At 61.7% G+C, this 24,533-nt stretch carries 28 protein-coding genes; 9 read left to right on the forward strand and 19 right to left on the reverse strand.

Going from position 1 to position 24,533, the window contains the following annotated elements:
- The first annotated feature begins 26 nt into the window (after positions 1–26).
- Positions 27–2,231 carry an NADP-dependent isocitrate dehydrogenase gene (locus AACZ65_RS12465; RefSeq protein WP_339671313.1) on the forward strand — a complete coding sequence of 735 codons (2,205 nt, stop codon included), beginning with the start codon at positions 27–29 and terminating at the stop codon, positions 2,229–2,231.
- Between the two features lie 36 nt (positions 2,232–2,267).
- Here AACZ65_RS12465 and AACZ65_RS12470 read toward each other — a convergent pair whose 3' ends face one another.
- Positions 2,268–4,220, reverse strand: coding sequence for a lytic transglycosylase domain-containing protein (locus AACZ65_RS12470; RefSeq protein ID WP_339671315.1), 1,953 nt, complete (start codon positions 4,218–4,220; stop codon positions 2,268–2,270).
- A gap of 148 nt (positions 4,221–4,368) precedes the next feature.
- Here AACZ65_RS12470 and dapA point away from each other — a divergent pair, with 148 nt between their 5' ends.
- Positions 4,369–5,244, forward strand: a complete 876-nt coding sequence (gene dapA, locus AACZ65_RS12475; protein WP_339671316.1) for a 4-hydroxy-tetrahydrodipicolinate synthase — start codon at positions 4,369–4,371, stop codon at positions 5,242–5,244.
- 49 nt (positions 5,245–5,293) lie between these two features.
- Here dapA and AACZ65_RS12480 read toward each other — a convergent pair whose 3' ends face one another.
- Complete coding sequence (locus AACZ65_RS12480) at positions 5,294–6,340, reverse strand: cytochrome-c peroxidase (protein ID WP_339671318.1); 1,047 nt, start codon at positions 6,338–6,340, stop codon at positions 5,294–5,296.
- 289 nt (positions 6,341–6,629) lie between these two features.
- On the opposite strand from AACZ65_RS12480, the gene AACZ65_RS12485 reads away from it, so the two are divergent.
- The gene (locus AACZ65_RS12485) at positions 6,630–8,336 is read left to right on the forward strand and encodes a bifunctional sulfate adenylyltransferase/adenylylsulfate kinase (protein WP_339671319.1); all 1,707 of its coding nucleotides are present in this window, start codon (positions 6,630–6,632) and stop codon (positions 8,334–8,336) included.
- 80 nt (positions 8,337–8,416) lie between these two features.
- On the opposite strand, the gene AACZ65_RS12490 is transcribed toward AACZ65_RS12485, so the two are convergent.
- Together AACZ65_RS12490 and AACZ65_RS12495 are read right to left on the reverse strand one after the other, a co-directional pair.
- Positions 8,417–8,644, reverse strand: coding sequence for a DUF1150 family protein (locus AACZ65_RS12490; RefSeq protein WP_008281435.1), 228 nt, complete (start codon positions 8,642–8,644; stop codon positions 8,417–8,419).
- 6 nt (positions 8,645–8,650) lie between these two features.
- A complete protein-coding gene (locus AACZ65_RS12495) occupies positions 8,651–9,064 on the reverse strand; it encodes an Hsp20 family protein (protein ID WP_037276703.1) in 414 nt (137 codons plus the stop codon).
- A 158-nt stretch (positions 9,065–9,222) separates the two neighbouring features.
- Between AACZ65_RS12495 and AACZ65_RS12500 the strand changes: the two genes are divergently transcribed.
- Genes AACZ65_RS12500 through AACZ65_RS12510 form a run of 3 tightly spaced genes read left to right on the forward strand, consistent with a single transcriptional unit; the run spans position 9,223 to position 11,048 of the window.
- Positions 9,223–9,447 (forward strand): DUF465 domain-containing protein, encoded by a 225-nt coding sequence (locus AACZ65_RS12500; RefSeq protein ID WP_008281433.1) that lies wholly within the window; start codon positions 9,223–9,225, stop codon positions 9,445–9,447.
- Positions 9,448–9,493: 46 nt separating this feature from the next.
- A complete protein-coding gene (gene purE, locus AACZ65_RS12505; protein ID WP_037276702.1) occupies positions 9,494–9,982 on the forward strand; it encodes a 5-(carboxyamino)imidazole ribonucleotide mutase in 489 nt (162 codons plus the stop codon).
- Positions 9,975–11,048, forward strand: a complete 1,074-nt coding sequence (locus tag AACZ65_RS12510; protein WP_339671323.1) for a 5-(carboxyamino)imidazole ribonucleotide synthase — start codon at positions 9,975–9,977, stop codon at positions 11,046–11,048. The genes purE and AACZ65_RS12510 overlap by 8 nt, the downstream gene beginning before the upstream one ends.
- Positions 11,049–11,121: 73 nt before the next feature.
- Here AACZ65_RS12510 and AACZ65_RS12515 read toward each other — a convergent pair whose 3' ends face one another.
- A complete protein-coding gene (locus AACZ65_RS12515; protein ID WP_339671325.1) occupies positions 11,122–11,976 on the reverse strand; it encodes an SDR family oxidoreductase in 855 nt (284 codons plus the stop codon).
- A gap of 125 nt (positions 11,977–12,101) precedes the next feature.
- Here AACZ65_RS12515 and AACZ65_RS12520 point away from each other — a divergent pair, with 125 nt between their 5' ends.
- Entirely contained in the window at positions 12,102–12,587 is a 486-nt protein-coding gene (locus tag AACZ65_RS12520) for a lytic transglycosylase domain-containing protein (protein WP_339671327.1), read from the forward strand.
- A 46-nt stretch (positions 12,588–12,633) separates the two neighbouring features.
- On the opposite strand, the gene AACZ65_RS12525 is transcribed toward AACZ65_RS12520, so the two are convergent.
- The 7 genes from AACZ65_RS12525 to AACZ65_RS12555 form a co-directional block, all read right to left on the reverse strand.
- Positions 12,634–12,765, reverse strand: coding sequence for a hypothetical protein (locus tag AACZ65_RS12525; protein WP_008281428.1), 132 nt, complete (start codon positions 12,763–12,765; stop codon positions 12,634–12,636).
- 469 nt (positions 12,766–13,234) lie between these two features.
- The gene (locus AACZ65_RS12530; protein ID WP_339671329.1) at positions 13,235–14,191 is read right to left on the reverse strand and encodes a DUF4238 domain-containing protein; all 957 of its coding nucleotides are present in this window, start codon (positions 14,189–14,191) and stop codon (positions 13,235–13,237) included.
- Positions 14,188–16,143 carry a DNA topoisomerase IV subunit B gene (parE, locus tag AACZ65_RS12535; RefSeq protein WP_339671331.1) on the reverse strand — a complete coding sequence of 652 codons (1,956 nt, stop codon included), beginning with the start codon at positions 16,141–16,143 and terminating at the stop codon, positions 14,188–14,190. Before parE ends, AACZ65_RS12530 begins: the two co-directional genes overlap by 4 nt.
- Positions 16,144–16,213: 70 nt before the next feature.
- On the reverse strand, positions 16,214–16,594 hold the full coding sequence (locus AACZ65_RS12540) for a type II toxin-antitoxin system death-on-curing family toxin (RefSeq protein ID WP_339671333.1): 381 nt from the start codon (positions 16,592–16,594) through the stop codon (positions 16,214–16,216).
- Positions 16,591–16,839: a hypothetical protein gene (locus AACZ65_RS12545; RefSeq protein ID WP_339671335.1), complete on the reverse strand. Its 249-nt coding sequence runs from the start codon at positions 16,837–16,839 to the stop codon at positions 16,591–16,593. The genes AACZ65_RS12540 and AACZ65_RS12545 overlap by 4 nt, the downstream gene beginning before the upstream one ends.
- Before the next feature lie 46 nt (positions 16,840–16,885).
- On the reverse strand, positions 16,886–17,818 hold the full coding sequence (locus tag AACZ65_RS12550) for a glucokinase (protein ID WP_339671337.1): 933 nt from the start codon (positions 17,816–17,818) through the stop codon (positions 16,886–16,888).
- Positions 17,811–18,581, reverse strand: coding sequence for an HpcH/HpaI aldolase/citrate lyase family protein (locus tag AACZ65_RS12555; RefSeq protein ID WP_339671339.1), 771 nt, complete (start codon positions 18,579–18,581; stop codon positions 17,811–17,813). The genes AACZ65_RS12550 and AACZ65_RS12555 overlap by 8 nt, the downstream gene beginning before the upstream one ends.
- A gap of 107 nt (positions 18,582–18,688) precedes the next feature.
- Here AACZ65_RS12555 and AACZ65_RS12560 point away from each other — a divergent pair, with 107 nt between their 5' ends.
- Positions 18,689–19,588 carry a DMT family transporter gene (locus AACZ65_RS12560; RefSeq protein ID WP_339671341.1) on the forward strand — a complete coding sequence of 300 codons (900 nt, stop codon included), beginning with the start codon at positions 18,689–18,691 and terminating at the stop codon, positions 19,586–19,588.
- Positions 19,589–19,591: 3 nt separating this feature from the next.
- On the opposite strand, the gene AACZ65_RS12565 is transcribed toward AACZ65_RS12560, so the two are convergent.
- The 3 genes from AACZ65_RS12565 to AACZ65_RS12575 form a co-directional block, all read right to left on the reverse strand.
- Complete coding sequence (locus tag AACZ65_RS12565; RefSeq protein ID WP_339671343.1) at positions 19,592–20,227, reverse strand: GNAT family protein; 636 nt, start codon at positions 20,225–20,227, stop codon at positions 19,592–19,594.
- A gap of 213 nt (positions 20,228–20,440) precedes the next feature.
- Positions 20,441–20,698 (reverse strand): EF-hand domain-containing protein, encoded by a 258-nt coding sequence (locus AACZ65_RS12570; protein WP_339671345.1) that lies wholly within the window; start codon positions 20,696–20,698, stop codon positions 20,441–20,443.
- 275 nt (positions 20,699–20,973) lie between these two features.
- The gene (locus tag AACZ65_RS12575) at positions 20,974–21,969 is read right to left on the reverse strand and encodes an asparaginase (RefSeq protein WP_339671347.1); all 996 of its coding nucleotides are present in this window, start codon (positions 21,967–21,969) and stop codon (positions 20,974–20,976) included.
- Between the two features lie 214 nt (positions 21,970–22,183).
- Here AACZ65_RS12575 and AACZ65_RS12580 point away from each other — a divergent pair, with 214 nt between their 5' ends.
- Positions 22,184–22,687: a hypothetical protein gene (locus AACZ65_RS12580; protein ID WP_037276689.1), complete on the forward strand. Its 504-nt coding sequence runs from the start codon at positions 22,184–22,186 to the stop codon at positions 22,685–22,687.
- 76 nt (positions 22,688–22,763) lie between these two features.
- Here the strand turns inward: AACZ65_RS12580 and AACZ65_RS12585 are convergent, their stop codons facing one another.
- The 4 genes from AACZ65_RS12585 to pgsA form a co-directional block, all read right to left on the reverse strand.
- Positions 22,764–23,060 (reverse strand): SCP2 sterol-binding domain-containing protein, encoded by a 297-nt coding sequence (locus AACZ65_RS12585; RefSeq protein ID WP_339671349.1) that lies wholly within the window; start codon positions 23,058–23,060, stop codon positions 22,764–22,766.
- Between the two features lie 82 nt (positions 23,061–23,142).
- Positions 23,143–23,586, reverse strand: a complete 444-nt coding sequence (locus tag AACZ65_RS12590) for a molybdenum cofactor biosynthesis protein MoaE (RefSeq protein ID WP_339671351.1) — start codon at positions 23,584–23,586, stop codon at positions 23,143–23,145.
- 3 nt (positions 23,587–23,589) lie between these two features.
- Positions 23,590–23,835 carry a molybdopterin converting factor subunit 1 gene (moaD, locus tag AACZ65_RS12595; protein WP_037276686.1) on the reverse strand — a complete coding sequence of 82 codons (246 nt, stop codon included), beginning with the start codon at positions 23,833–23,835 and terminating at the stop codon, positions 23,590–23,592.
- On the reverse strand, positions 23,835–24,500 hold the full coding sequence (gene pgsA / locus AACZ65_RS12600) for a CDP-diacylglycerol--glycerol-3-phosphate 3-phosphatidyltransferase (protein ID WP_037276684.1): 666 nt from the start codon (positions 24,498–24,500) through the stop codon (positions 23,835–23,837). Before pgsA ends, moaD begins: the two co-directional genes overlap by 1 nt.
- Positions 24,501–24,533: the final 33 nt, after the last annotated feature.

The raw sequence follows: 24,533 nt of genomic DNA on the forward strand, positions 1-24,533 counted from the left end.
CATCCCCTGATCGGAAAGGATCCCCGATGGCCACGTCCAATACCCCCGACATCATTTATACCAAGGTCGATGAGGCCCCTGAACTGGCAAGCGCCTCACTCTTGCCGATCATCCAGCGCTTTGCAGCGGCTGCTGGCGTGAGCGTGGGCACCAAGGACATTTCGCTCGCGGGCCGTATCCTCGCCGCCTTCCCGGAGTCGCTGACCGATGATCAGCGGATCGCCGACGATCTGGCGGAGTTGGGCGAACTTGTAAAAACCCCGACAGCGAATGTGATCAAACTGCCCAATATTTCGGCCTCTGTGCCGCAACTCCTGGCCGCAATTCGCGAATTGCAGGCCCAGGGCTATGCCGTCCCCGACTATCCCGAAGAGCCCGCGACCGAAGCTGAAAAATCCGCGCGCGCCAAGTATGACGCGCTCAAGGGCTCTGCCGTGAACCCGGTTCTGCGCGAGGGCAATTCTGATCGCCGCGCAGCGAGCGCCGTCAAGAAATACGCACAAGCCAATCCGCACCGCATGGGGGATTGGTCCGCCGACAGCAAGACGCGCGTGGCGGCCATGTCAGGCGGGGATTTCTTTTCGAACGAGAAATCCGCAACCCTGCCTCACGCGACCAAGGCCAAGATCGTTCTGGAAACCGCCAATGGCGAGACCGTGCTCAAGGACGGGCTGAGCTATCCGGCGGGCACGGTGGTAGACGCCACCTATATGAGCGCCTCCGCTCTGGACGCCTTCCTCGCCGAAGAAATCTCGCGGACCAAGGCCGAGGGCGTGCTCTTTTCCGTCCACCTCAAGGCCACGATGATGAAGGTCTCGGACCCGATCATCTTTGGCCACGCGGTCAAAGCCTTTCTTGCCCCAGTGTTCGAGCAATTTGGCGATGAGATGGCCGCCCTTGGCGTGAACCCGAATTCCGGACTTGGCGATCTTTTGGCTCGCGTCAAAGACAAGGCCGAAATCATGACGGCGATCGACGCCTGCATGGCCGCGCGCCCTCCGCTCTACATGGTGGACTCCGACAAGGGCATCACCAATCTGCATGTGCCCTCCGACGTCATCATCGACGCCTCGATGCCCGCGCTCATCCGCGCAGGCGGCAAGGGATGGGGACCGGATAACAAAGAACATGACGCGGTCTGTGTCATCCCCGACAATGCCTATGCGCCGGTCTATGACGAGGCAATCAAGTTCTTCAAAGAGAATGGCAAGCTGAACCCCGCCACCGCAGGCACGGTGCAGAACATCGGCCTGATGGCGCAAAAGGCCGAGGAGTACGGCAGCCACCCGACCACGTTCGAAATGCCCCAGTCCGGCACCGTCAAGACGATCCTTGAGGATGGCACCGTCCTGCATCAGCACAACGTCGAAGCAGGCGACATTTGGCGCTCGGCCTCGGCGCGCAAGGCCCCGATCGAGGATTGGGTCAATCTGGCCATCGAGCGGCAAAAGGCGACCGGCTATCGGTCGATCTTCTGGCTGGATGCGGCCCGCGCCCATGATGCAGAGCTGATCGCGATGGTGAAACCGATCCTTGTGGCGCGGGGCGTTTCGGACAAGTTCGAGATCATGGCCCCGCGCGAGGCAACCCGCGCCAGCCTTGAGACCATCACCAAGGGCGAGAACAGCATCGCCATCACCGGCAACGTGCTGCGTGATTACCTCACGGACCTCTTCCCGATCCTCGAACTGGCGACCAGTGCCAAGATGCTGTCTATCGTCAAACTGATGCAGGGCGGCGGCATGTTCGAAACTGGGGCCGGCGGCTCTGCGCCCAAGCATGTGCAGCAATTGCAGTCGGAGAACCATCTGCGATGGGATTCCTTGGGTGAATTCTGCGCACTTGGCGAGAGCCTCAAGTTTCTGGCCGACACCAATGGCAATGACCGCGCCCGCATTCTGGGTGAAGCCGCCGAGATCGCGACCCAAGGCATTCTGGATCACGACCGCTCGCCCAGTCGCAAGGTCGGAGAGCCGGACAACCGCGACAGCCACTATTGGTTTGCCCGCTATTGGGCCGAGGCCTTGGCCGCGCAGACAGAGGATGCAGCTTTGGCTGCCGAATTTGCCCCCGTTGCACAGGCACTGGCCGAGAATGAGGCCAAGATCGTCGGGGAATTGGCCGCAGCCCAAGGCAAGCCCGCTGACATCGGCGGCTATTATCACGCCGACCCGGCCAAGCTGGCGGCAGTGATGCGCCCGAGCGCGACGCTGAACGCGATCATCGGCTAAAAGATACGGACCGCGCGGCCCCTCTGGTCGCGCGGTCTATTCTCCGACCGGGGCAACGCTGTTGCCCGCCAATTCCTCGGAAAATGGGCGCGGTAGCGGTTCCTTGCCCAGACGAGCGCGATAGGCCGGCAGGCTCTCGGCCACGCGCATCACGTAATTCTGCGTCTCACGAAACGGAATGTGTTCGATCCAATCGACGATGGCATGGGCATCGCGCCCGCGCGGATCGCCATACTCCTCTATCCATTGCGCCGCCCGCCCTGGCCCTGCGTTATAGCCGACCGACACCAGCACGATATTGCCGCCAAAGCGCGCGCCTAAACCAGCCAGATAGGCCGAGCCAAGCCGCGCGTTATAAACCCAATCATTCAGGACGTCCGAAGGCACATAGAGCAGGCCCAGTTCGCGCGTCATGTCCCGCGCCGTACCGGGCATGAGCTGCATCAACCCCTGTGCGCCTGCGCCGCTGACAACCACATGGTTGAATTCGCTTTCGCGCCGGGCAATAGCCAACGCCAGTTCCATCGGGATGGGCAGATCCATGTCCGCCATCGGATGCAGAGCGTAATAGGGGCGCTCTACGATCACCCCGCGCTCTGCCGCCGTCTTGCCCAACATCACCTGAAGATGAGGCTGCTCGAGATCTTCGAGCATGTGACCCATCTGCATCAGGCCCGTGCGATCCTGAGAGTCAGCCAGATGCAGGAAAAACCGCCGCGCAAGGCTCAGATCCTTCATGCGCAGGGCCAGCGTGCCGATCTCATGCAAATCTGTTTGGGCAAACGCGGCGCTGCGCCAGTCTGCCGTTGCTTCGTTCCCCGCAAGGCGCAGATCAAATGGCAGCCCGCCCGCCTCGGCGGCCAATAGCCCGTAAAAGCTGGTCTGATAGGCGGCCCCTTCGGCATAAGCCATTTGCGCAGCCTCGGGGTCGCCCAAAGCTTCTTGGGTGCGGCCAATCCAATAGCCTGCGCGCCCAAGCGAAATCGGCGTGGCGACAGCAGCACGAAAGCGCTGGAAATGATCAAGCGCAAGTTCAGGCGCGTCGAGATATGTCAGCGCCAGATACCCCGAAAGCCATTCGAGATCCGCAAAATTTGCCCCCTCGACCAGCTGATGCACGGATGCGATGTCATAGGCCAGTTGCGCCTCGCCCGCACGCATGCTCTGGCGCGCCAAGGCGCGCCGCCAGCTGGCCCAACGCTCCGGCTCTCCCAGCCCCGCCTTGATGCGGCTCTGGCGCAAGAGGACGGCAATGGCGTCCTCGGGCGCGTTGCTCAGGTGCCGGGTGAACAGCTCGAAGGCGATGCCGGGATTGCGCGCTTCGGCCTCGGTCAGCCCCTTGCCGCCGTCGCGCTTCACAGTCTCCCGCAACTTTGCCAAACGGCGCGCTTCCTCCGGGACCAAAGGCAGCATATCCGCCACATCGTCCAAGCCGCGCCAGAGCGCCATTTCCAAGCGGGCCTCGTGATGCGGTGCCAAGAGCGTTCCGAACTCGCGCAGGAAATCGTCATGTTCGGCGCGGCTCAGGTCCAGCGTGCGCCAGGCCAACACAAGACCGATCTCGGCCTCGCCCTGTCGGCCGCGCGCCTGAAGCGCATGCGCCAGGTTGAGGGCACCTGTACCGGTCTGCGGCGTGTAACCCGCATAAAACGCCAGCACATCGTCGAAATCGGCACGCGTCATCGGCTCTTCGCTCTGCTTGCGCAGATGATCGAGACCGGGCCAATGAGAGTTGCGGCCCAGAAAATCGAGAATCGCGCGCGGTTCGCCCAACCCCGCGCGCAGGCGGTGCCATTCGATCAGATCGGCGGCCGCGATGCCATCGCGCCGCGCCAGACTCGCCGCCACCTCCCAACGTCCGCCCTGCATGGCATCAAGCGCGCTGGCCAGCGGGCGCGGCGCCTGACGTGGCAGATCAGACGCATACCCCGCCGAAACCGACAGACTCAGCCCCAAAACCATGGTCAGCGCGCGCAACATCTCTTGCATTTTCCGCTATTGCGAAGGATAGACAACGCCAGCCTAGGCGGCCCGCGCGCCCGCGTCCATGCACGATGCCGGTAGCAATGTGCGAACTACCGCCGATGGCCCGAGATTTCAGCGGGCCCCGCCCAAACGTCAGCAAAAGGAGCGTGTCATGTTCAGAGGATCTTTTCCTGCCCTGGTCACGCCGTTCAAGAACGGCGCAGTGGATGTGGAAACGCTCAAGAAACTGGTGGAATGGCATATCGGCGAAGGCAGCCATGGCCTTGTTCCCGTGGGCACCACGGGCGAGAGCCCGACACTGACCCATCACGAACATGAGATGGTGGTCGAAGAGGTGGTGCGCGCCGCCGCAGGCCGGATTCCGGTGATTGCCGGTGCAGGCTCCAACAACACGCTCGAAGGCATCCGATTGATGCAGCACGCCCACAAGGTCGGGGCAGATGCTGCGCTGGTCGTGACCCCCTATTACAACAAGCCGACGCAGGCCGGGCTGATCGCGCATTTCACCGCGCTTCACGATTGTTGCGACCTGCCGATCATCATCTACAACATTCCCGGTCGTTCCGTCGTGGACATGACACCTGAAACGATGGGCAAGCTGGCGCAATTGCCACGCATTGTTGGCGTCAAGGACGCCACCGGAGATTTGGCGCGGGTCTGCGCGCAGCGGATCACTTGCGGCAAGGATTTCGTCCAGATTTCCGGCGAAGACGCGACCGCCCACGGGTTCAACGCCCAAGGCGGGGTTGGCGTGATTTCCGTCACCGCCAATGTCGCGCCCAAACTGGTGGCACAGGTACAAGAGGCAACGCTTGCAGGCGACTACGCCAAGGCGCTGGAATTGCAGGACCGCCTGATGCCCCTTCATCGCGCGATCTTTGTCGAGCCGGGGCTCGTGGGCGTAAAATACGCGATGTCGCGTTTGGGGCTTTGCAGTGAAGAGGTCCGCTCGCCCTTGGTGGGTCTGAGCGACCCGACCAAGGCACTGGTCGAGGATGGCATGCGCCACGCCGGTCTGATCAACTGAATTCTGTTCCAAGCAAGGCGGGAGGCAATTTGCCTCCCGCCGTCTTTGTTTACTTCACCTCACCTGTGGGGCGTGGTGTCTTGAGCGTCTCCGCAGGAAGAACCGGATAGGTCACGTCCGGCATCTTGCCGGTCAGCGCCCCGAGAAAGGCCACGATCTGATCGGCCTCGGCATCGTTGATTTCCTCGCCCAGTTGCGATGTGCCCATGATCTGCACCGCCACCTTGAGATCCCAGACCTTGCCCGAATGGAAATAGGGTGCCGTCTGGTCGATATTGCGAAGCGGAGCCGCGCGGAACACATAAGAGTCATCTGCGGTTTCGGTCACGGCAAATCTTCCCCGATCATCGGGCGGCAGTACATCGGCCCCCGGTTTCTCGATCAGGCCAAAGGGATAATAGCCATTGCCGCCTAGGTTGATCCCATTATGGCAAGACGAGCACCCCTTATCCATGAACAGCGTGAGACCGGCCTTTTGATCCTCATTCAAGGCCGCCTCATCACCGTTGAGGAACGCATCAAAGGGCGCGGGCGTGATCAAGGTGGCCTCATAGGCCTCGATTGCCTTGGCAAAGTTGTCAAAGCTGACAGGGTTTTCCTCGCCGGGGAAAGAGGCGGTGAACCAGTCGATATACTGGGGCATCGACATCAGCGTGGCGACCACATTGTCTGGGGTATTAGCCATCTCGACACCTGCCTGAACCGGGCCCTTGGCCTGTTCCGCAAGATCAGCGGCGCGGCCATCCCAGAACTGCGCCTCGTTGAACACGGCATTCAATACGGTAGGAGAGTTGCGCGGACCCTTTTGCCAAGCATGCCCGATCGAGGTCTCCATATTGTCATCGCCACCGGTGGCAAGGTTGTGGCAGGAGTTGCAGGAAAACACGCCCGAAGCCGACATGCGCGGATCAAAGAACAGCGCCTTGCCAAGGTCTATCTTCTCCTCGGTAATCACGTTGTCATTCAGCGCCGGGATGGTAGACGGCAAAGGCGAGAATAGCTCCTGCGCACGTTCGCGCAGTTCCGAGGCCGCAGCACCTTGTACCAAAGCCAGCGCAGACAGGGTGCCCAAAAGCACTTTGAGAGGATGTGTCACGGAGTAGCTCCTTAGCTGAAAGGAATCGCGCGCTTAGAACTATTCTAAGCTAGGAGATGACCGTGCGGATTGATCCACCTCAAAAGACCGCGTATTTGCCATAGCTGTTCGCCGAATATCGGCAACCAATGTCCTAAAATTCGCTATCGGCACCTTTTCGCATCATTTTTGCCTCAAATGCCCGCGCAATGCCGCTATGCCTTGATTTCAGGCCTCATCCGGGTCTAAGCCGCGCCGCAATACGTTGCCGCTGCAACATCTCTTAAAACGTCATTATCCGAGGATTCCGATGCAATTGCCCAATCTCGCCCCCGTGCCCGAACTCTACGTCTCTTACGAGAGTGCGCAAAAGCTCAAGGTCGAGGCTGCCAACCTCACCAGCTGGGATCTCAGCCCGCGCCAGATCTGCGATCTAGAACTGTTGATGAACGGTGGTTTCAACCCGCTTAAGGGGTTCCTCAACGAAGCCGATTATGACGGTGTGGTCGAGAACATGCGGCTGGCCGATGGCACGCTCTGGCCGATGCCGATCACACTTGACGTGAACGAAAAGTTCGCCGAAGCGCTGGAAATCGGTCAGGACATCGCTCTGCGCGACCAAGAGGGCGTGATCCTCGCCACCATGACCGTCACCGATCGCTGGACGCCCAACAAGGCGCGTGAAGCCGAGCAAGTATTTGGTGCCGATGATCTCGCACATCCGGCGGTAAACTACCTGCATCACACAGCTGGCAAGATTTATTTGGGTGGTCCGGTCACCGGCATTCAGCAGCCGGTGCATTACGATTTCCGTGGCCGCCGCGATACGCCCAACGAATTGCGCGCCCTCTTCCGCAAACTGGGTTGGCGCCGCGTTGTGGCGTTCCAGACCCGCAATCCGCTGCACCGCGCGCATCAGGAACTGACCTTCCGTGCCGCCAAAGAGGCGCAGGCAAACCTGCTCATTCACCCTGTTGTCGGCATGACCAAGCCGGGCGATGTCGATCACTTTACCCGCGTGCGCTGCTATGAAGCGGTACTCGACAAATACCCCAGCTCGACCACAACGATGAGCCTGCTCAACCTGGCAATGCGTATGGCGGGCCCCCGTGAGGCGGTCTGGCATGGTCTGATCCGCAAGAACCACGGCTGCACGCATTTCATCGTCGGCCGCGACCACGCCGGTCCGGGAAAGAACTCTGCCGGACAGGATTTCTACGGCCCCTATGACGCACAAGAGCTGTTCAAGCAGCATCAAGACGAAATTGGCATCGAGATGGTCGATTTCAAACACATGGTCTATGTTCAGGAAAAAGCGCAGTATTACCCGATTTCCGAAGTTCCGGAGGGGTCGACAGTGCTTGACATCTCAGGCACCGAACTGCGCCGCCGTCTGGCCGAAGGTCTTGAAATCCCCGAGTGGTTTTCGTTCCCCGAAGTGGTGCGCGAACTGCGTCGCACCCGGCCGCCCCGGTCCAAGCAGGGCTTTACCGTGTTCTTTACTGGCTTTTCAGGCTCAGGCAAATCCACCATTGCCAACGCCCTGATGGTCAAGCTGATGGAGATGGGCGGCCGTCCTGTAACCCTGCTTGACGGCGATCTTGTACGCAAGAATCTCAGCTCGGAGTTGGGTTTCTCTAAGGAACACCGCGACCTCAATATTCGCCGTATCGGCTATGTCGCCTCAGAAATCACCAAGAACGGTGGCATTGCCATCTGTGCGCCAATCGCCCCTTATGCCGCGACACGGCGCGCGGTACGCGAGGATGTCGAGCAATTCGGTGCCTTCGTCGAGGTGCATGTCTCAACCAGCATTGAGGAATGCGAACGTCGTGACCGCAAGGGCCTTTACAAGCTGGCACGCGAGGGAAAGATCAAGGAATTCACCGGCATTTCCGATCCCTATGACGTGCCCGAAAATCCCGAACTGCGTGTCGAGACCGAGAATGTCGATGTCGACAACTGCGCCCATCAGGTCATTCTCAAGCTTGAAAGCCTCGGTTTGATCGCAGGCTGAGCGACCTGTCGCTAAGCATCAAAAAGGGCCGTCCCTCGTGGGGCGGCCCTCCGTCATTGGGGCACCCGCGCTGTCGCGCTTCAGTGCACCGTCACCGGCTCCATATTGTTCTGACGCGCGAGCAGAAACGCCAGCTTGCGGTCACGCACCAGCGCCAGACGCTCGCCCTCAGCCGTATGCACCGCGTAAAGTGTGGTCAGATCCCCTACCTGTTCGCGCATATCGGCCGGCAGATCGCCCACCTTGACCGCGCGCACATAGACGATGGGGCGGTCTGTGTCCTGTCCAAAATCATATCGCGTATCCATGATCGCTTACCCCTTGTTGATCTTGATCCTCTGCACGACCGGTTCGGGCTGCGCCCGCGTCAGATCGACATGCAAGAGACCGTTTTCCATGATCGCCTCGCCCACTTCGACCCCGTCGGCCAAAACGAAAGAGCGCTGGAATTGCCGCGCGGCAATCCCGCGATGCAAATAGAGCCGGTCTTCGGCATCGTCACTCTGACGGCCTCGGATCACCAACTGTCGATCCTCGACCGTGATCGCCAGATTCTCCTCCGAGAAGCCGGCCACAGCCAACGTTATGCGATAAGAGTTCTGCGAGGTTTGTTCGATATTGAAGGGCGGATAGCCCTCGTTCCCGGATTTCGCGCTGCGTTCCAGCATGCGTTCCAGCTGTTCAAACCCCAGCATATAGGGGTGTGACCCCAGAGTAAGCTTTGTCATCGACACGTCCTTGAGCGTAAGCGACCGTCCATTGCGCAGGCCCCGTTTCGGCGACCTCGGATTGAATATGGGGTCTGGTCCGCATGCGTGCAAGGGCTTTGCGAATGCGCTGGGTTTCGGTATCGTATGCACCTACGACCCCAGAGGAATCGTGTGCCATGAATGCCTTTAGCGACCTGTCGATGAAATCCGAGGATGTGTTGCGCGTCGAGCTTGAAGAATTCCGCCGCGAACATCGCGATCTCGACGAGGCTATTCGCGCGTTACAAGACAAAGGCACGGCGGATCAGTTGATGATCCAGCGGCTCAAGAAGAAAAAGCTCTGGCTGCGTGACATGATTGCCCGGATCGAGGACCGGCTCTATCCGGACATCATTGCGTAGCTGCCGATGATCAGTATAGTGCGCGCTTCGACACGAGGGGCGTTATATGGCAGGCGTGAAAATCGGCATCATCATGGGCAGTCAATCCGACTGGCCCACCATGCGCGAGGCCGCGCAAATTCTGGATGAATTGGGCGTGGCCTATGAGACCCGGATCGTCTCAGCGCATCGCACTCCGGACCGGCTCTGGGACTATGGTAAATCGGCGGTAGAACGCGGCTTGCAGGTGATCATCGCCGGGGCCGGCGGGGCTGCGCATCTGCCTGGGATGATGGCCTCCAAGACGCGCGTGCCGGTAATCGGCGTACCCGTTCAGACGCGGGCGCTCTCGGGCGTGGATAGCCTATATTCCATCGTGCAAATGCCCAAGGGTTTTCCGGTGGCCACCATGGCGATTGGCGCTGCCGGGGCGGCGAATGCCGGGCTGATGGCGGCAGCAATTCTTGCCAACTCCGATGCCGACCTTGCGCAGCGCCTCGACGATTGGCGCGCGGCCCTCTCTGCCTCTATTCCCGACGAGCCAACCGATGACTGATACGCTTCCCACAGGTGCGACCATCGGAATCCTCGGCGGCGGGCAGTTGGGCCGCATGCTCTCTGTTGCCGCCGCACGGCTGGGGTTCAAGACCGTGATCTTCGAACCCGCGAGCGATTGCCCCGCAAGCCATGTGGCACAGCGCCATATTCAGGCCGACTACACGGACGAGGACGCGCTGCGCCGCTTTGCCGAGGCGGTCGATGTCATCACCTATGAGTTCGAAAATATCCCCACCGCAGCCCTCGATCTGCTTGAGAAACTGCGCCCCGTGCGTCCCGACCGCCGTGCGCTGAGGGTCAGTCAGGACCGACTGTTGGAAAAGGCATTCCTCAGTGATCTGGGGCTGATGACCGCCCCCTTTGCTGCCGTTGACGATGCCGTGGATCTGGCCGAGGCGATGGACGAAATCGGGACGCCCGCCATTCTCAAGACCCGGCGCTTTGGCTATGATGGCAAGGGGCAGGCGCGGATCATGTCCCCTGCCGATGCCGAACAGGCGCTCGCCGACATGGCCGGGCAACCCGCAATCTACGAAGGCTTTGTCGAGTTCTCCCACGAAGTCTCGGTCATCGCCGCACGTAATCAGACTGGGGATGTGGCCTGCTATGATCCCGGAGAGAATGTGCATGAGGGCGGGATACTGCGTACCACCACCGTGCCGGCGCGCCTGACATCAGCGCAGCGCACCGATGCCGTACTCTTGGCGGCCAAGATATTGAATAGTCTGAAATATATCGGAGTCATGGGGGTCGAGCTCTTTGTGACGCCCAAGGGGCTCATCGTCAACGAATTCGCGCCGCGTGTCCATAATTCGGGCCACTGGACGCAGGCAGGCTGCGCCATCGACCAGTTCGAGCAGCATATTCGCGCGGTGGCGGGCTGGCCCTTGGGCGATGGCACGCGCTATGCCGATGTGGTGATGGAAAACCTCATTGGCGCGGATATGGACCGCGTGGCCGACTTGGCGCGCGCGCCCGGTGTCTCGCTGCACCTTTATGGTAAGGCAGAGGTCAAGCCGGGCCGCAAGATGGGTCATATCAACCGGATCGTGACGAAATCCTGATCTCCGCTTCATCTGGCCGAAAATACCTCGGGGGAGTCCCGGACACCGTCCGGGACGGGGGCAGCGCCCCCTCTTAATCCCCCGACGCCAAAAGCGCGCGCAGCCCGGATCGGTAATCAGGATAGAGGAGGTCAATCCCCAACTCTTCCTTGATCCGGCGGTTCGAGACGCGTTTTGATTCCGCATAGAACGATCGCGCCATCGGCGTCATCTCGGCGTCGTCGAAGGCCACCTCTTCGGGCAGCGGCAGGCCCAGCAATTCAGCGGCATGGCCGATCACATCCTGCGGCGGGGCGGGATCATCGTCGCAGAGGTTATAGATCGCACCCGGATTGGGACGGGCGATTGATGCCTCCAGCACCTGCGCGATATCCTCGACATGGATACGGCTAAATACTTGACCCGGCTTTACAATCCGCCGGGCCGTGCCTTGGCGCACCTTTTCGAACGGGCCGCGTCCGGGGCCATAGATGCCCGCAAGGCGAAAGATGTGCAGCGGCAGACCGGGGATCGCCTGCCACGCGGCCTCGGCCTCGACCCGCATCTGGCCGCGCTTGGTGGACGGGGTGAGCGGCGTTGCCTCATCCACCCAACCGCCCGCATGATCGCCGTAAACTCCGGTTGTCGACAGATAGCCAACCCACGCCAACCGGGGCGCGGCCTCGGCAATCGCATCGCGATAGCGCGCCAGCACCGGATCACCCGCCGCGTCGGGCGCGGCAGAAATCAACAGATGCGTGGCTGAGGCCAGAGCGGATGTCAAATCCTCGTCAGGCCAGAGCACGGGTGTCACCCCCTCGCGGCGCAAAACATTGGCTTTGTCAGCGCTGCGGGTGGTGCCGATGATCTGCCAGCCCTGCGGCAAGAGACGGGCGGCAAGGGCGCGGGCGGAAAAACCGTGGCCAAAGGAAAGAAGCGTTTGTGTCATGCCCCTTACATGGCGCGGGTGGCAAGGATTGGCAAGGTGGCGGGGTTCCGCCTGCCCCATACAAGCCCTCTGGCGCGACTTGCACGATCCGGGCATCTTGCGCGCAGCGTTTTTCAGGAGCCGCCATGTCTTTGATCAGTCGTCGTCTTGTTCTGGGTCTCATCGCGGTTGCTCCGCTCGCTGCCTGTGCGCAACCCGAACCCGAGGTGTCCAGCCGCAACGCGCCTTTTGATCCGCCGCTCTATCCGAATGAAACGCCAGAGTTGCGCCACCTGATCAACAAATATGCCGATCATTATCAGGTGCCGCGCAGCCTCGTGCATCGTCTGGCGATCCGAGAGAGCACGCATCGCCCCGGTGCGCGCAACGGGCCGTATTATGGCCTGCTGCAAATCTTGCCTCAGACCGCGCGCGGCATGGGTCACCGGGGGCCTGCGTCCGAGTTGCTGGATGCCGAGACCAACCTGAAATACGGGGTCAAATACCTGCGCGGGGCCTATATCGTGGCAGATGGCAATCCTGATGCCGCGATCATGTGGTATGCGCGGGGGTATTATTACGAGGCCAAGCGCAAGGGGCTTCTGGTGGAAACCGGCCTGCGCTCGGCCTGAGGGGCAGGCCACATCCGCGCCGATTGCGCGAATGCCGACCCAGCGTTTACTTGACCGCTTTGCCCGCGATCACGGTGGCGTTCTTGCCACTGTTGGAATTCGCGGTGGCGAGAACCTTGGGCTTTTCCTTCTTGGGCTTCTTGGCCTCGCGGTTGCTCTGGCTTTTTCCTTTGGACATGGGAGTGTCTCCTGAATGATCCCGGTCAGGCAGGGTGCCAGGCCGGGTCGTGCTCAGGGGATCAGGGGGCCTGACAGGGTCAGGGCGATGAGCCCTCGGGCGCAGCAGGCACGGCGCGGGGCCGGTGCTGCATCATGGAAGATAAGCGGGCCGAGGGGCGGCGACAAGGGGCGTGATGGGGGCCATCCCCCTTCCCCTGTCATCCTTGCGAAAGCGGGGATCTCATGCGGCCTGTCGCGCGTTGTCCTCGGGAGAGGCCGCCGTGCGGTCGACGGGCCGCGGTCTGGCGAGGCAACGGTTGTGGCTGCCACTTTATCCCTGCCAAATAAGTGTGACCCCAAGACGGCGCGCAACACCTCAAAATCGCCAGGCCGGGGGGCGGCCCGGCGATCGCGCGGCGGCGCTGCGCGCCTTGATTCCGCGCGTTATGGTCAAAGACATTCAACCAATGTCTTCTTCCCAGCAAACTTCATAACGCCAGACTTCGAAGATCCCGCACTGCTTCGGATAAGCATTTTGAAAATGGACCTCTGAATACTCGAAGTGCTTGTTTTTCGTCGTCCAATCGGTTGCGAATGCAGCTTGTTTGTGGCCTAGCTTGGTCCTCTGACTGAAACACGTAGCGATCAGCTGACAGCGCCGTCAGATTGTTCACACGAGTTACCGTTGCGCGGCGAAGTGTCGGTTTATCGCGAAACACGATAAAGCCTAGCTCCGACTTCAAAGTTGTATCGCCGTAAAGCAAAAAGTCTCTCGAAATTGGAAAGATTAGGACGCGACGATTGCTTGGAAGAGGCAATAAGCCGGTAGTTTGACGTCTATCAATAGAAACTCCTGACACGGTCGCGGGGTTGTCACATGAGACTAAATTCAAATCCGTTTCGTTTCGAAGAAACGCGAAACGCATTCCCTCTAAGATCAAACCTGTGGAGATAGCATAGTGTCCTGACAACGAAAGACCTAATTGATTCAACGCCTTTTTGTCGCGACCTTTTGCTTTGTTTAAAAGCGAGAGTTCGTGAGCAGAGAACGTATGCTTTAAATGATCCAAGGCACCTTTTTCATCAAACTGAACGACCAAATCAGCAAGCTGTTTCCGTACTCGTGGCGTCCTCATTCTTTGGTGAATTGAAAGTGTCACAAAAAAATCGATCGTGTCACCATCTATGTAACCGTCACGAACTTGTTGGAGATAGCGAGGATAATCTTGCTCAATATTACCAAAGAAGCTTTCGACTGTTTCTTGGTCCTTAGTACCATCGTCGAAGTAAACTGTGTTTTGATGCGCAATGACTGCTGCGTTCGAAGGAACTGACGGGAAGCATTTTCCCGAAGGTTTTTCAATCACGAGCAGCTTACCATCGTCGGAGGTGAACTCTTCTAAATAAACTCTTGGAACATAATGATGCCGTTTAGGTGCGCTCAAACATCCAACTCCTCCACGAACCGCGCATTTTCGGAGATATACTGGAACCGCAGTTCCGGCTTCTTGCCCATCAGGCGTTCCACGAGGTCGCCGGTTTCGCCCGGTTCATCCTCGTCAATGGTCACGCGGATGAGTTTGCGCGAGTTGGGGTCCATCGTCGTTTCTTTCAAATCCTTGGCGTCCATCTCGCCCAGACCCTTGAAGCGGCTGACGTCGATCTTGCCCTTGCCCCCCAGCCCCTTTTCCAGCCATAGATCACGCTCGGCCTCATCGAGGCAATAGACCCGTTTTGACCCTTGGGTCAGGCGGTAGAGCGGCGGGCAGGCCAGATACAAATGCCCTGCGTCGATCATCGGCCGCATCTGGGTGAAGAAGAAGGTCATCAGCAGCGCCGCGATATGCGCGCCGTCGACATCGGCGTCGGTCATGATGATGATCTTGTCATAGCGCAGATCGTCGAGGTTGAACTTGCTGCCAAGGCTCACGCCCAAGGCCTGAGTCAGATCGTTGATCTCCTGATTGCTGCCCAGCTTGGACGAGGCCGCGCCCAGCACGTTGAGAATCTTGCCTCTGAGCGGCAAGAGCGCCTGGGTCTTGCGGTCGCGCGCCATCTTGGCAGAGCCGCCCGCAGAGTCGCCCTCGACGATGAACAGCTCTGTGCCGTCGCGGGTGTTTGACGCGCAATCCACCAGCTTGCCGGGCAGGCGCAGTTTCTTGGTCGCGGTCTTGCGTTGGGTTTCCTTTTCCTGACGGCGGCGCAGGCGTTCCTCGGCGCGCAGAACGAGGAAATCGAGGATGGCGCCCGCGGATTTTGTATCCGCCGCCAGCCAGTTGTCGAAATGGTCGCGCACCGCCCCCTCGACCATGCGGGCGGCATCGGTGGTGGCCAGCCGGTCCTTGGTCTGGCCCACGAATTCCGGCTCTCGGATGAAGCAGGACACGAGGGCGCAGCCGCCCGCGAGCAGGTCTTCGCGGGTGATCTGCGTGGCCTTACGGTTATTGGCGAGATCGCCGTAGGCCTTGATCCCCTTGAGGATCGCGGCCCAGAACCCGGCTTCGTGGGTGCCACCCTCGGGCGTGGGCACGGTGTTGCAATAGGACTGGATGAAGCCGTCACGGGCGGGTGTCCAGTTGATCGCCCATTCCACCTTGCCCGGCACGTTGTACTTGTCGCGGAAATCGACGCTGCCGGCAAAGGGACGCTCGGCATAGGTGGTCGCCCCGCCCAGCGCCTCGCCCAGGTAATCGGCAAGCCCGCCGGGGAATTTGAACGTGGCCTCGGCGGGGGTGTCGCCATCGCTGATCTCGGTTTTCCAGCGGATTTCGACGCCGGAGAAGAGATAGGCCTTGGAGCGGGCCATCTTGAAGAGCCGGGCCGGTTTGAGCGTGAGAGAGCCAAAGATCTCGGGGTCGGGATGGAAGGTGACGGAGGTGCCGCGCCGGTTGGGGGCGGCGCCGATCTTGGCCAAGGGGGCCTGCGGGATGCCGCGCGAAAATTCCATCATGTAAAGTTCGCGGTTGCGCGCCACCTCGACCCGGAGATGATCCGAGAGCGCGTTGACCACCGAGGAGCCGACGCCGTGCAGGCCGCCCGAGGTCTGATAGCTGTCGCCCGAGAATTTGCCGCCGGCGTTGAGCATGCAGAAGATGATTTCGAGCGCGGATTTCCTGGGGTCCTTGGGGTGGGGATCGACCGGGATGCCACGCCCGTTGTCGCGCACGCTGACATGACCGTTGGCGTGCAGCTCCACCTCGATCCAGGTGGCATGGCCTGCGACCGCCTCGTCCATCGAGTTGTCGATGATCTCGGCCACCATGTGATGCAGGGCGCGATCGTCCTTGCCGCCGATATACATGCCGGGGCGCAGGCGGACATGCTCCATATCCTCGAGCACCTGAATGGAGGAGGCATCGTAATCGGATTTCGGGGTGGGCGAGAGAAGATCGTTCATGCCGCTGCTCTTTTTTGTTGGTTGGGGGGCATTATGGCAGAGCGGAGGCGGAGGGGAAAGTGGGTGCGGCCTAGCAGCCTGCCTGCGTGCGCAACCAATCGGCCATGTCGCCCGCATCATCGAGGCGTTGCGCAAGGCGGATGATCCGTTGGCCGACGTCTTCGGGCTGCCACGCAATCTCGATCCCGTTCAGATCAAGGCAGACGTCCATCGCCTGATGCGCTGTGCGCTTGTTGCCATCGTTGAAGCAGTGCCCCTGCGAGATCGCCTCGGCATAGCTGGCCGCAAGATCAAAGACGTCTTCGATCATCCCGTAAAGAATACGATTGTCGACGCGCGCCAAGGCGCCTTCGAGCGATTTGTCGCGCGCACGTCCCGGCAGCTCACCGGGGTTGAGAACCGCATCGTGAATGACCTCGACAAGCTCGACCGAGAGAAGCAGAAAGCTCATTTGTCCTTGAGATACTCAAGCACTGGCTGGTTCTCGGCTCTCCGCTTGCGCAGGGAGGCCATCACCTCGTCCATCGTCGCATAACGCGGCTCGTGTTGCAGCGTGGCTTCTTCGGGCACGAGATAGCCGATACATTTGGAGTTCTTCATGATCGCCACCGGCTTGCCGCCTGCCGCGTCGAGCACCTTTTGCGGTTCGCGCAGTTCGGTCATGGTGCAGATCTGGTTGGTCAAGAGGCGTTTCATGGAGCCCTCCCTGGAGTGTGCAGTGAAATATACACTGTAATGTATATTATTTCAACCGCTGCCGCAGGTAGCGCGCGCAGCCGATGAGGGCGGCGGTATCGTCGGTTATGAGATAGAGCGGCATGGCCTCCATGATGGGGCGGTAGGGGCCTTTGGCGGTAAAGGTCCCGCGAAACTCTGGCGCGTTGAGCATCGGCGCCATGGCGCGGGCCAGCCCACCGATCAGGAACACGCCCCCTGTTGCCATATGGGTCAGGGCAAGATTGCCCATGACAGCGCCCAGAATTTCCAGAAAGAGGGTGAGGGTTTCGGCGCAGTCGCCCCCCGCTTGCTCTGCCTGCCCGAGGATTTCCGGCGCGGTGAGGCTCGCACCGCAGCGCAGACGGTGCAGGCGCATGAGCCCCGAGCCGGACAAGAGCGCCTCGTAGGGTTTGTGCGGCACCTCTGCGCCCAAGGCCGCAATCACCGCATTGGCCGCATCGCCCAGATGCGGCAGGCCGGAATGACCGGCCTCGGCAGGCGGCACCAAGAGATCAGCGCCAACCCGATGCACCACCGCGATATTGCTGCCCGTCCCCAGCCCCAGCACCATGCGTGGGCCGTCGGGATCGGGTTGCCCCGAAAAGATCGGTGTGATGCTCTGCGGATCGAGATCGTCGAGCGCATAGCCCTGCGCCTGAAGGTCGTTGATCAGATGCACCTCGGCGGCCCCGGTGGCGCGGGCAATCTCGGCCCCGTCGATGACCCAATCGAGATTGGTCAATTGCGCCCTGCCCGCCCGCACCGGCCCCGCCACCCCGGCGCAGATTGCCTTTGGCTGTGCGCCCTGTTCGTGGAGATAGGACGCAATCATCGGGAGGACGCCGGGAAAATCGGCGTTGAGAAAGCGCCGCGCGCTGCCCGGCTTCAACGCCCCTTCCGAAATCAGCGCGAGGCGCGTATGGCTGGCACCGATATCGGCGACGAGCCCCTCAGCCATCGCGCCAACGGGCCACGGTTGCGCGCGCCGCCTGTGCCAGCATCACCACGTCAATGCCCACCGCCAGAAACTGTGCGCCCCAATCGGCATAGTGCTGTGCCGTGTCGTGATCGAGCGCGAGGATGCCCGCCGCCTTGGGCGAGGCGGCAATCCGGCTGAGCGCCGAGCGGATGACCTCTTGCACCTCTGGCGCATGGCTGTCGCCGACATATCCCATATCGACAGCCAGATCGGAGGGGCCGATAAAGACACCGTCCACGCCCTCGACCGCAAGAATATCCTCGAGCGCCTCAATCCCTGCCATACTCTCGACCTGCACGATCAGGCAATTTTGGGCGTTGGCGGTGGGGATGTAGTCCTTGATCCGAGAGAAATCCGACGCCCGCGCCAGAGCAGCGCCCGATCCGCGAATCCCCTCAGGCGGATAGCGGGTGGCGCGCACGAGGGCGCGGGCCTGATCCGCGCTCTCGACCATGGGAATGATGAGGCTCTGGGCCCCTGCGTCGAGCACCTGCTTGATCGCCCAGGCCTCGCCCATCGGCAGGCGCACCACCGGCAGGCTGTGCCGCCCCGCCAGCATGGCCAGTTGCGCCGAAATCGAGCGCAGATCGTTGGGCGCGTGTTCGCCGTCGATCACGAGCCAGTCGAAACCCGCGCTGGCCAGAACCTCGGTCGCATAAGGATCGGCGAACCCGGCCCAGCACCCAATCAGGCGCTCGCCCCGCATCAGGGCAGATTTGAAACGGTTTTCGGGGGCGGGCATGGCGGCTCTCCTGTGATTGTCCGGCACAGGATAGACCGCGCCCGCGCGCTTTGGCGAGAGGCAAGACGGGGTTTACTTTGCCCGGTATTGCCCCCAGAGATTGCCCAATGAATACGCATCTCAAAGGTCTGATCATCACCGCGCTCGGCGTTCTGTTCGTCGTGCCGGATTCGCTTTTCGTGCGGTTGATCGACGGGGACGCGGCCAGCATCGCGTTTTGGCGCGGGATCACGGCGGGGTCTGTCATCCTGACGGGGGTGCTGTTGTTTCAGGGCCAGCGCGGCATCCGGGAGGTGGTGAAAACCGGCAAGCATGGTCTGCTCTATGCCTTTCTGATTGCCATCACCGCGCCCGGTTTCGTCTTTGCGGTCAGCCTGACCAGCGTGGCCAATGTGGTCTTTATCCTCGCCTCGATGCCGGTCTTTGCCGCGATTTTCAGCCGGATTTTTCTGGGCGAGGCGATCAGCAAACGCATGGTCCTGACCATGGCGGGGGTTTTTGCGGGGCTGGGTGTGATCGCCTGGGGATCGGGCGAGACGCATGGCGCGCATTGGCATGGGGATTTGATCGCGCTCGGGGTTTCGGCCAGCTTTGCAGGCGCAATGACCACGGCGCGGCAGTTGCGCGCCGTTTCGATGATCCCGGCCATTCCGCTGGCCTTTCTGGGGGCCTCGCTGGCCATCTGGCCGGTGGCACAGCCGATGGCGGTCTGGCAGGCGAACTGGCCGCTCATTCTGGCGCATGGGGCCTTTATCAGCGTCTCGACCTGTCTGCTTACGCTTGGCCCGCGCTATCTGGCCTCGGCGGAGGTGGCGCTGTTGATCCTGCTCGAATCCGTGCTGGCCCCCCTGCTGGTCTGGGCCGTGGTGGGCGAGGACCCCGGCCCCTGGGCCATTGTCGGAGGTGTGGTGGTGATCGGCGCGCTGTTTGCGTCGAACCTCTGGGCGCTGCGGCATAACCGGCGCTTGCGCAACCGGCCGCAACCGCGCACCGGACCGCCTGTCTAGGTCTCAGCCGTCGCGGTAGATCACGAAACAAGACCAGCCGTCGTCGCGGTGGCCGCGGTCATGATAGCCCGCCGCACGCAGGCAGCGGGCCGAGGCCGTATTGTCCGGATGGACGAAGGCCACCAGACGATAGAGCCCTGTGTGATCCGCGAAGGCGCGCCTCGTGGCGCGGTGGACGAGGCGGCGCCCATGGCCCCTGCCCCAATGATCGCGCCCCAACCAGTAGCTGAGTTCGGCGGTGTCGCGGCTGCTGGCATCTATGCCGAAGGCCAGGCGCATCTGCCCGATGGGTTGGCCATCGAGGGTTGCAGCCAGAACGTCGTGGTGATCGCTGAGTCCGGAGATGTCGATCAGGTCGCGAGCGAGCGCGTCGGTCAGCGGGCCGGGCCAATCCTCGTGCATATGCTGCCAGACCTCGGGGTCGGACAGGAGCCGCTTGTAGGCCGGCACGTCTTGGGGTTGCCAGCGGCGAAAACCCAGGGTGCCCGGTGTCTTGATCTTCCACGAGAGGGGGGCGACGGGGGTGGAGCGTGGGCAGGGGGCGTTTTCTTCGGCGATGACCCAGCCGATCTGCAGGGGATCATAGGCAAGCGTGATGCCCCGCGCCTCGCACCATGTCTTTTGTTCTGGTGTGAGCACACCGTCCCAACGGTTCGATGCGGAGAATGCGGGCCGCGGCCCGGTCGGGTCTGATTCTCTGGTCCGATCCGTCACGTCGCGGCCCCCAAGTCTGCGGCGGAAAATGGTCGTTTCGGACGATATGGGACCGCAGTTCGCGCGTTCAAGTGGGCGAGGTCTTGGGGCGGGGGGGGGTACCCCCGCCCCGGCGTTTGTCATGGGTCTGGCCGGGGATCAGCCATCCGCTGCGGGGAGCACGCCCGCATCGACCGCGGCGGCCACCTCGTCCTGGCTCAGCGCGCCATCGGCATTGGCATCCACCGTGGTAAAGGTCTCGGATGTGGCCTCGGGCATGGCCTGCTGAAACTCGGACATGGTGACATAGCCGTCGCCATCCGCGTCCATCGTCGAAAACTCGCCCGCGAGGGCCACGGCCGGCAGGCCGAGGGCGAGGGCGAGGGCGAAGGTGGCGGCAACGAAATCCTTGGTCATCTGGATCATCCTTTCTCTGGTTGCGAGGGCGCGGTTGCGCCCCCAAGGCCAGAAGATGAGCAGAGTTGACCGGGTTGTCGCGGGCGGTGCCGATTTCACGCGAAAAGGCGCGGAAAGCGGCCAGATCAGAGGGGTCCGATACGCGGACCTACGCCGGTCCGAGGGACCGGGCGAGAGGCCGCGCATGGCAAAGGGCGGATTGAGCAGGCCAGCGCCGAAAAAGCCCCGGCACGCGCATCGGTGGACCCCCGCCGATGCCCGCGCCCCGAGTCGGGTCAGGCGAGGGTGGCGGCGGGGCGGATCATGCCGGTTTCGATGCCACGCCAGTTGACGATGGGCGCGTTGCGGTATTTGTGCGCCGCCGGATGCTCGGGGTCGAGCACGCCCAGACGCACGAGGATCGAGGCAATCGCACATTCCGCCCCGCGCGTGCCGCCATCGGCAATCTTGAGCGCCACGCCCAGCTTGCGACGGGGCAGGATCGCGATGAAGAACGCCTCGGCCCCGGTCTTGAGCGCCACAGGCTCGGAACAGGCGCGCATGAGTTCGGTGCAGGCGCGCCCCTCGCCCGCCACCAGTTCGGGATGGGCGACCATGGCCTGCCAAAGACGCACGGCGGCGCGGTCGAACGCGTCGCCAGTCTCGGATGCGCCCGCGAACCGCGCCATCGCGCGGGCCATGCCGTGCAGGGAGCTGGCGTGATTGGGGGCGGAACAGCCATCAATGCCGTAATAGGGTGAGGTTTCGCCAGTGGCTTCCTCGAACGCCTCAAGCACGGCCTTTTGCACCACATGGCCGGGCTCGACATATTCGGCAGACCCGCCCAGATGCCGGTTGAGCGTGAGAAACCCGGCATGCTTGCCCGAGCAATTGTTATGCACCTGACAGGGCGCGGTGCCGGAGCACAAGAGCGCCTTGTGCGCCTCCTTGTCCTGCGGGTCATGCGCGCCGCAGCGCAGATCGTCGTCCGTCAGGCCCAGATCGGAAAGCCAGCGATTGACGCGCTCGGTATGGATCGCCGCGCCGTTGTGCGAGGCGCAAGAGAGGGCGAGGTGCTCGGACGTCAGCCCATGCGCATCCGCAGCGCCACTGGTGAGAAGCGGCAGCGCCTGCAGCATCTTGCAGGACGAGCGCGGCAGGATCGTTTCGGACGGGTTGCCCCAAGCCTCGACAATCGCGCCGCCTGCGTCACAAATCACGGCATGACCCAAATGAACGCTCTCGGCCCGAGGGCCGCGCCAGATTTCGGTAAAGGGGACAGCTTGGGTCATCGGTTTACTCCGGCAGATCGGGGCACAGGCGGGATATGCGGAAATCCGCCAATTGCGTCTTTCACTTCTCGCGTGTTTCAGGCTAATATTGCAATGTCGAGACAGAACTGGTCGCATATAAAAATATTCCCGTAAAGGGTAGCTGGCGACCGAAGGATTTGAGGCTCAGGACAGCTTGGAGGCTGGACATATGATATCACGATTTGCAGGCGGCATGGCCATTGCGGTGGCAATGCTGATCACGCCCGCCGCACAGGCGCAAAGCACAAGCACCAATCAGGTCGCAACCAGCACCGCATGGAGCGTATTCGAGGATAGCGATCCTCGGGAATGCTGGGCGGTGTCGGCCCCGACCGAAACGGTCAACACCAAGGATGGGCGCGTGGTTGCGGTGCGGCGCGGTGATATTCTGCTGATGACATTCTTCCGCCCGGGTGCCGGGGTGCAGGGGCAGATCACCTTTACCGGCGGCTATCCGTTTGCCGGGGGATCAACCGTGAACCTCAATATCGGCGGTACGCAGTTTGAACTCTTCACCGAGGGCGAGTGGGCCTGGCCCGCAAGCGCCGCCGATGACGCGCAGGTTCTCGCGGCGATGAAGCGCGGCGCGGATGCCGTGCTGACCGCACGCTCGGCACGGGGCACCGTGACCAAGGATACGTTCTCGCTTCTGGGGTATACGGCTGCGGTGGAAGAGGCCGAAAAACGCTGCAAGTAAGCGATCCAGGAATTCAGAATACAGATCAGAGCGGCGGTCCCCATGGCACCGCCGCTTTTCCTTGAGCGTGGGCGCGTTAACCCTCGCCCGTCAGGATCGCACTGACCTTGAGCGCGCGTTGCACATTGCCCTCGACCTTCAGCTTGCCTGACATATAGGCCATGATCGGGTTTTGCGCCCCCGACAGGATGTTGCGAAACACCTCGTCGCTGGCGCTGAGCACGACATCCGCCGCCGCATCCCCGGCGATGGCCCCGTCTTCGCTGAGCATGACGCTGCCGTGGCCCGTGATCACAAGCTTGGCAAGGCCCCTGATCCGGCCCTTGGCGCGAGGTGTGAGCGTGGTGATATAGTCTTCGATGATGGCGGTCATGGGAGGTCTCTCAAGAAAACGGTCTGGAGGCAGATCACCCTGAAACCCGGCCCGGCGCAAGCGGGACCGCGCGTCGCATCGCCTACCAGCGGGTCAGCGCATCCTCATCCGCGTCGCGGGCAGCAACCCAATCCGCGCCCGTCTCGGTCACTTCCTTTTTCCAGAAAGGCGCGCGCGATTTCAGGAAGTCCATCAGGAATTCCGCCGCTTGGAAGGCATCGGCGCGGTGGCGGGCGGCGGTGGCTACCATCATGATCACCTCGTCGGGATGCAGCGTGCCGTAGCGGTGGATGATGAGCACATCGCCAAGGGTCCAGCGGTCCCGTGCCTCTTGCGCAATCTTTTCCAGCGCCTTTTGCGTCATGCCGGGATAATGCTCGATCTGCATGGCGTGCAGGTCAGTGTCGTCGAGATCGCGCACGATGCCGGTGAAGGTGACGACCGCGCCCATGCGGGATTGTCGTGCGACAAAGCCATTGGCCTCGGTGCCAAGGTCGAAGGCGGCCTCTTGCACGCGGATGTCCATGGCTCAGCCCCCGGTCATCGGCGGAAAGAAGGCCACCTCGCGCGCGCCCGCGAGAGAGGCGTCAAAATCGCTCAGCTCCTGATCCACGGCCACGCGCAGGGCGCTCAGATCGGAAAAGGCTGCTTCATAGCGTTCTTCCCGCGCGCGCAGGGTGTTCACGAGGTCCATGACCGTGGCGGGCGCGGTTTCGATCCGCTCTTTCGGAACGCCGATCCGTTCCCGCACCCAAGCGAAATATAGCACATCCATCATCTCTCATCCTTCAGATAGGGGATCGACTTGGCGAGATAGTCGAACCCGGTCAGCAGGGTCAGGGCCGCCGCCAACCACAAGAGCCAGATCCCCACATGCCCGGCCCAGACCATGCCGGCATATTTCCACGTCAACCCGTGCACATCATCCTCTCGCCCCTCAAGGATGGACAATACCAGGTGGTCATCCATGCCGAACACCGACATACCGAAATAGTGCTCGAACACGCCCTGGGCAAACAGCACGGCAATCGCGATCATCTGCGCGGTGGTTTTCCACTTGGCCAACTGCGTGACCTTGAGGGTGCCAGCGGTGTCACCGAGAAATTCGCGCAGGCCCGAGACAAAGACTTCGCGGAAGAGAATGACCGTGGCGGGCAGCACCAGCCAGGGCGACATGCTGGAATAGCCGACGATCACCATCAGGGCGATGACCACCATCGCCTTGTCGGCAATCGGGTCCAGCATGGTGCCGAGCTTGGTCACTTGCTTCCAGCTGCGCGCCAGATAGCCGTCGAACCAATCGGTGATTGCGGCACTGACAAACAGGATCAGGGCGAACCAATCGGCATAAGGTCTTGTGAAATAGAGGAACATAACCGCAACTGCCGGGGCGGCGAGCAGGCGGAGCGTGGTCAGGATATTGGGCAAGGTCCACGTCATGGCCTCTGTTCTATCCTGTCACAGGCACGAGGG

The organism is uncultured Roseovarius sp., from assembly GCF_963972555.1.
GTDB classification, from domain to species: Bacteria; Pseudomonadota; Alphaproteobacteria; order Rhodobacterales; family Rhodobacteraceae; genus Roseovarius; species Roseovarius mucosus.